The sequence below is a fragment of the Sulfitobacter sp. HI0040 genome, from assembly GCF_001634885.1.
GTDB lineage: Bacteria > Pseudomonadota > Alphaproteobacteria > Rhodobacterales > Rhodobacteraceae > Sulfitobacter.
Window position 1 is genome coordinate 1 of record NZ_LWEX01000358.1, and the last position, 6,318, is coordinate 6,318.

The 6,318-nt window shown below is 66.1% G+C and carries 5 protein-coding genes; all 5 read left to right on the forward strand.

Going from position 1 to position 6,318, the window contains the following annotated elements:
* Positions 1 to 75: 75 nt before the first annotated feature.
* Positions 76 to 1,437 (forward strand): FAD-dependent oxidoreductase, encoded by a 1,362-nt coding sequence (locus A3728_RS15530; protein ID WP_067925612.1) that lies wholly within the window; start codon positions 76 to 78, stop codon positions 1,435 to 1,437.
* Positions 1,434 to 2,399 (forward strand): isopenicillin N synthase family dioxygenase, encoded by a 966-nt coding sequence (locus tag A3728_RS15535; protein WP_067925599.1) that lies wholly within the window; start codon positions 1,434 to 1,436, stop codon positions 2,397 to 2,399. Before A3728_RS15530 ends, A3728_RS15535 begins: the two co-directional genes overlap by 4 nt.
* 81 nt (positions 2,400 to 2,480) lie before the next feature.
* Complete coding sequence (locus A3728_RS15540) at positions 2,481 to 3,563, forward strand: AI-2E family transporter (RefSeq protein WP_067925603.1); 1,083 nt, start codon at positions 2,481 to 2,483, stop codon at positions 3,561 to 3,563.
* Position 3,564: 1 nt separating this feature from the next.
* Complete coding sequence (locus A3728_RS15545) at positions 3,565 to 4,248, forward strand: HdaA/DnaA family protein (RefSeq protein WP_067925606.1); 684 nt, start codon at positions 3,565 to 3,567, stop codon at positions 4,246 to 4,248.
* 48 nt (positions 4,249 to 4,296) lie between these two features.
* On the forward strand, positions 4,297 to 6,318 hold a 2,022-nt coding region (locus A3728_RS15550), incomplete at its 3' end, for an RNA degradosome polyphosphate kinase (RefSeq protein WP_067925609.1).

The window sequence follows — 6,318 nt, forward strand, 5'->3', positions numbered from 1 at the left end:
TGGAAGCTGCGCGCATTTTCGTTGACCCGGCAGTCAATATCCGCTTTGTCGGAACGCGAGTTGCCGGAGGTGCCCATGCAGTCCATTCACGAACCCGCCCGCGAAACGCCGGTGATCCATGAAACCGGCGTGCTGGTCGTGGGCTCCGGCCCCGGCGGGCTGGCGGCGGCGCTGGCGGCGGCGCGCGCAGGTGCCGAGGTGACCCTGCTGGACCGTTTCGGCTGTTTCGGCGGCAATATCACGGTGGTGGGGGTCGAGGGTTTCGCTTGGTACCGGCATGAACAGACGGTTGAGGCGGGTGGCATCGGGCGCGAGTTCGAGGACCGCGCCAAGGCAATGGGCGCCGCCGTGCCGGAGAGCCAGTCGCTGAGCTATGAGCTCGACAGCGAGGGTTTCAAGCTGGTGGCCGACCGGCTGGTGGAGGAAGCGGGCATTCACCCGATGCTGCACCGCCAGTTCGTGGCCCCCATCGTCGAAGACGGGGCCATGCGCGGGGTCATCGTCGAATCCAAGGCCGGGCGCGAGGCGATACTGGCGCGCGTGGTGATCGACGCCACCGGCGATGCGGACGTGGCCCAGCGCGCCGGGGCCGCTACCATCAAGACCCCGGTGGAGGAGATGCAGGCCGCGAGCGTCATGTTCCACATCGCGGGCGTGGACAAGGCGGCCTTCATGGCCGGTGTGCGCGCCGATCCGCAGACCTACAAGGACTGGTCCAGCGGCGAATGGCAGGTGGAGACCGACGGCAAGGAGGATGACATGTTCTCCCCCTTTCTTGGCAAGCCGTTCGAGCGGGCGATCCGCGAGGGGCTGATCCCTGCCCATCTCAACACCATCGGGGGGACATGGGGGGCCGTGCATGACAGCGGCGAGATGACCTATATGAACCTCGTTCATCTGGCGGGATGCGACGGGACAGATCCCGACAGCCTGACCCGTTTCGAGATCGAGGGCCGCACCCAGGCGATGCTGGCGATCGAGGCGCTGCGCGCCTATACGCCCGGCTGCGAAGCTGCCCGCCTGCGCAACTTCGGCATGAGCATCGGCATCCGCGACACCCGCAAGATCGATGCGGCCTACAACATGACCGAGGCGGATGTGCGCGGGCAGGCCCGGTTCGACGATACCATCGGCATCTACCCCGAATTCATCGACGGCTACGGCGTTCTGATCCTGCCCACCACCGGGCGCTACATGCATGTGCCTTATGGCGCCATGCTGCCCAAGGGGGTGGACTACCTGCTGGTGACCGGGCGCGCCATCGGGGGCGACCGCATCGCCCATGCCGCCACCCGCAACATGGCCTGCTGTGCCGTCGCGGGGCAAGGCGCGGGCGTGGCGGCGGCGCAGGCGCTGGCCGAAGGTGTGGCCATGGACCGGATCGATCTGGCCGCCGTGCAGAAGACACTGGAAACCCAAGGAGTGCGCATCCGATGAACCATATTCCGGTCATTGACATTTCGGCCCTCGATGGCGGGGATCAGCGCGCGGACTGCGTTGCAGAGATCATGGCGGCCTGCCGGGATATCGGGTTTCTGTGCATCACCGGGACGGGGGTGGACCCTGCGCTCATCACGCGGATGCGCGCCACGGTGGAGGAGATCTTTGCCGTCCCCGAGCAGGACAAATGGGCGCAGGCCATCACGCCGGCCAATTACCGCGGCTATATCCCGCTGGGCTTTTTCACCCCCAACGACGGCTCGGGCACGCCGGACCGCTACGAAGGCTACAAACTGCATGCGGAGACCGACCCGCAAGATCCGGTGCGGGCCGATTGCGCGCTTTACGGGCCGAACCTCTGGCCGCCGCAGGTGCCGCAGGCGCGCGAGACGGTATTGGCCTACTGGGCGGCCATGGACGCCATTGCGCTGCGCTTGCTGGACGCGCTGGCCGAAGGGCTGGACCTGCCGAAAGACAGCTTCCGCGCGGCGTTCAGCGCGCCGCTGACGAATATGTCCCTGCTGCACTATCCGCCGCAGGAACCCGACGCCCCCGGCTTCGGCATCCATCCGCACAAGGATACCGATGCGCTGACCATTATCGCCCCCGACCGCGTCGGCGGGCTGGAGGTGCGCACCCCAGCGGGCGACTGGATCACGCCCGATTGCCCGGAGGGTGGCTTCGTGGTGAACATCGGCGACATGCTGGAGCTTTGGTCGGGCGGGCGGCTCGTTTCCACCCCGCACCGGGTGATGAACCGCACCGGCAAGGAGCGCTATTCCTTCCCCTATTTCGCGGTGCCCCGTCATGACGTGGTGGTGCGCCCCCTCTTGGCCCCCCTGCCCGGGTTCGACCGGCCGGAGGTTCATTGCGGGCATTGGTCGGCGGAGGTCTGGCGGACCAACTGGGTCGGGCAGGATGCAGCCGAGGACACGCCGGAGCTGGGCACGCTGCACTAAAGGCGCGAAGGGCGCGGCGGCGCCACACTTGATTAGGGCGCGCACATGGGCGATGTGGGGGGAACGCAAACGGAGAACCCCATGGCGCTGCCGATCCGAGATCAACTGAAATACTGGGGCTTCGCCGCCATCGTCTTCATGGTGATGCTCTGGTTCATCGGGGATGTGCTGCTGCCCTTCCTGCTGGGCGGGGCCATCGCCTATTTCCTCGATCCCGTGGCCGACCGGCTGGAACGGCTGGGCCTGAGCCGCGCGCTCGCCACTGCGATCATCACCATCGTGGGGATACTGATCTTCGTTCTGCTGGCGCTGCTTGTGGTGCCGAACCTGATCAGTCAGGCGGTGAACCTGTTCGAGACGGCGCCCACGCTGGCGCGCAATTTCACCCGCTTCCTCACCGAAAGGTTCCCGTCGCTGCTGGAAGAGGATTCGACCCTGCGCAATTCGATCACCGCCCTTGGCGTGACCGTGCAGGAACGCGGCGGCGCCCTCTTGGAAACCGCGCTGGCATCCTTTGCCTCGATCCTGAACGTCATCCTGCTCTTCGTGATCGTGCCTGTCGTCGCCGTCTACCTGTTGCTCGACTGGGACCGGATGGTTGCCGCCATCGATGACATGCTGCCCCGGGATCATGCGCCGGTCATCCGCAGGCTCGCGTCGGAAATCGACCGAACGCTCGCGTCCTTCGTGCGGGGCATGGGCACCGTCTGCCTGATACTGGGGACCTATTACGCGATCGCCCTGATGGTGGTGGGGCTGCAATTCGGCCTTGTGGTGGGGTTCTTTGCCGGGCTGATCACTTTCATCCCCTACCTTGGCGCGCTTTTGGGCGGGGCGCTGGCCATCGGGCTCGCGCTGTTCCAGTTCTGGGGCGATTGGGTCAGCATCGGGCTGGTCGCGGGTATCTTCGTGCTCGGTCAGGTGATCGAGGGCAATGTGCTGACGCCCAAGATGGTCGGCGGTTCGGTGGGGCTGCATCCGGTCTGGCTGATCCTTGCCCTGTCGGTTTTCGGCACACTCTTCGGCTTCGTGGGCCTTCTGGTGGCGGTGCCGGTGGCGGCGGCGATCGGGGTCATCGCGCGTTTTGCCGCCGACAGTTACCGCCGCAGCCTGTTGTATCAGGGTACAAGGGCGCACCCCACGGTGGACGAGGACATCTACTGACATGGCCCGACAGCTCGGTTTCGACCTGCCCAGCCGGACGGCGCTGGGGCGAGACGCATTTTTCGTGGCCCCCTCCAACGCGATGGCGGCGGCACTGATCGACGGCTGGCAGACATGGCCCGGCGGCAAGCTGGTGCTGACCGGCCCGCCCGGATCGGGCAAAACGCATCTGGCCCACGTCTGGGCGGCGGCCAGCGGTTCGGCCATCGTTGCGGCCCGCGACCTGCCCGGGGCCGACATCCCCACCCTGGCCCGCGCACCCGTGGCGGTGGAGGATGTGCCGGAGATCGCAGGCGATGAGGCGGCGGAGACAGCGCTTTTCCATCTGCACAACCTCGTCCTTGCCGAGGGCCGGGCGCTGCTGCTTACCGGGACGCCCCCCGTCGCCCGCTGGGGCCTGACGCTGCCCGATCTCGTCAGCCGCATGCGGGGCACCACCGAAGCGATGCTCGAGCCGCCGGACGACGCGCTGCTGGCTGCCGTGCTGGTCAAGATGCTGGCGGACCGCCAGCTTACCCCCCGGCCAGAGGTGATCGCCTATCTCGTGTCCCGGATGGACAGATCCTTTGCGGCCGCGGGGGATCTGGTGGAACGGCTGGATGCCGCCAGTCTTGCCCAGAAACGCGGGATCACGCGCCGCCTTGCGGCGGAGGTGCTGGACAATGCCGACGGGCCCGCGCGATAATCGGCCCATTGCCATAAAACCGTCGCAGGAAACCGTCATAAGGGCCCCATGTCGCACGCCAATTTTCTGGAGGATCCCTTTCCGGATCCGATTTCGCTGGAGGACGTCGACCTTGCCGGACCCGGCAGGTTCTTCAACCGCGAGCTGAGCTGGCTGGCCTTCAACTGGCGGGTGGTGGAAGAGGCGGAGAACCCGCGCGTGCCGCTGCTGGAACGGCTGCGGTTCCTGTCCATTTCCGCCGACAACCTCGATGAATTCTATACTGTCCGCGTCGCGGGCCTGCGGGAACTGGCGCATGCCGGCAACACCACCCCGGCGGCGGACGGGCTGACGCCTTCGGAACAGCTTGTGCTGATCAACGAGAACGCGCGCAAGCTGATGATGACCCAGCAGCGGGTGCTGGCGGAACTGCTGACCGAAATGCGGGGCCAAGACATCACGCTGGTACGGCTCGCCGATCTGGCGCCGACCGATCATGCCTATCTTGAACAGGTCTTCCTCAATCAGGTGTTCGCGGTGCTGTCGCCGCTGGCGATCGATCCCGCGCATCCTTTCCCCTTCATCCCCAACACCGGTTTCGCGCTGGCGCTGCAGCTTGAGCGTACCGCCGACAAGCGCAGCCTTCAGGCGCTGCTGCCGGTGCCGGCGATGATCGACCGTTTCGTGCCCCTGCCCGCGCCCGACGGCGCGCTGCGCTATCTGCCGCTCGAAGACCTGCTGCTGCTGCATGTGCCGAACCTGTTCCCGGGATACCGGCTCAAATCGCATTTCGAATTCCGCGTGCTGCGCGACAGCGATCTGGAGGTGGAGGATGAGGCCGAGGATCTGGTACGCGAATTCGAGGTGGCCCTGAAACGCCGCCGCCGGGGCGAGGTCGTGCGGCTGACCCATTCCGTGGGGGCGCCGGAAAAACTGAAGGCGGTGATCATGTCCGAACTGGGCGTGCGCCCCCATGAGGTGATCGAGATCGACGGCATGATCGGCGTGGACGATCTGGCCGAACTGGTCACCGACGCCCGGCCCGATCTGCTCTGGCCCTCCTTCACCTCCCGCGTGCCGGAGCGGGTGACGGACCATGATGGCGACATGTTCGCCGCCATCCGCCAGAAGGACATGCTGCTGCACCACCCCTATGAGACCTTCGACATGGTGGTGCGGTTCCTCGCGCAGGCGGCGCGGGACCCGGATGTGGTGGCGATCAAGCAGACGCTCTACCGCACCTCCCGCGACAGCCCCATCGTGGAGGCGCTCTGCGAGGCGGCGGAGGACGGCAAGTCGGTCACCGCGCTGGTCGAGTTGAAGGCGCGTTTCGACGAGGCCGCCAACATCCGCCAGTCGCGCAGGCTGGAGCGGGCAGGCGCGCATGTGGTCTATGGGTTCATCGACCTCAAGACCCACGCCAAGATCTCTACCGTGGTGCGACGCGAGGGCACGCAGCTTGTGACCTATACCCACTACGGGACGGGCAATTATCACCCGATCACCGCGCGGATTTATACCGATCTGTCACTGTTCACCTGCGATCAGCGGCTGGGGCGCGACGCCACGAAGGTGTTCAACTACCTGTCGGGCTATGCCCAGCCCGATACGCTGGACAATATCGCGATCTCGCCCCTCACGCTGCGGACCCGCCTGCTGGAGATGATCGCGGCGGAGGCCGAATTTGCCCGCGAAGGCAAACCGGCGGAGATCTGGGCCAAGATGAACGCGCTCATCGATTCAGAGGTGATCGACGCGCTCTATGCCGCCTCGCAGGCCGGGGTCCGCATTTCGCTGGTGATCCGGGGCATCTGCGGGCTGCGCCCGGGCGTTCAGGGGCTGAGCGAGAATATCCGCGTGAAATCCATCGTCGGGCGGTTTCTGGAACATTCGCGCATCGTCTGTTTCGGCAACGGCCACGGGTTGCCGCACAAGAAGGCGCGCGTCTTCATGTCTTCGGCGGACTGGATGGGCCGCAACCTCACCCGCCGGGTTGAAACGCTGGTCGAGATCGAGAACCCCACCGTGAAGGCGCAGATCACCAGCCAGATCATGGCCGCGAACCTTGCCGATGTGGCGCAAAGCTGGATC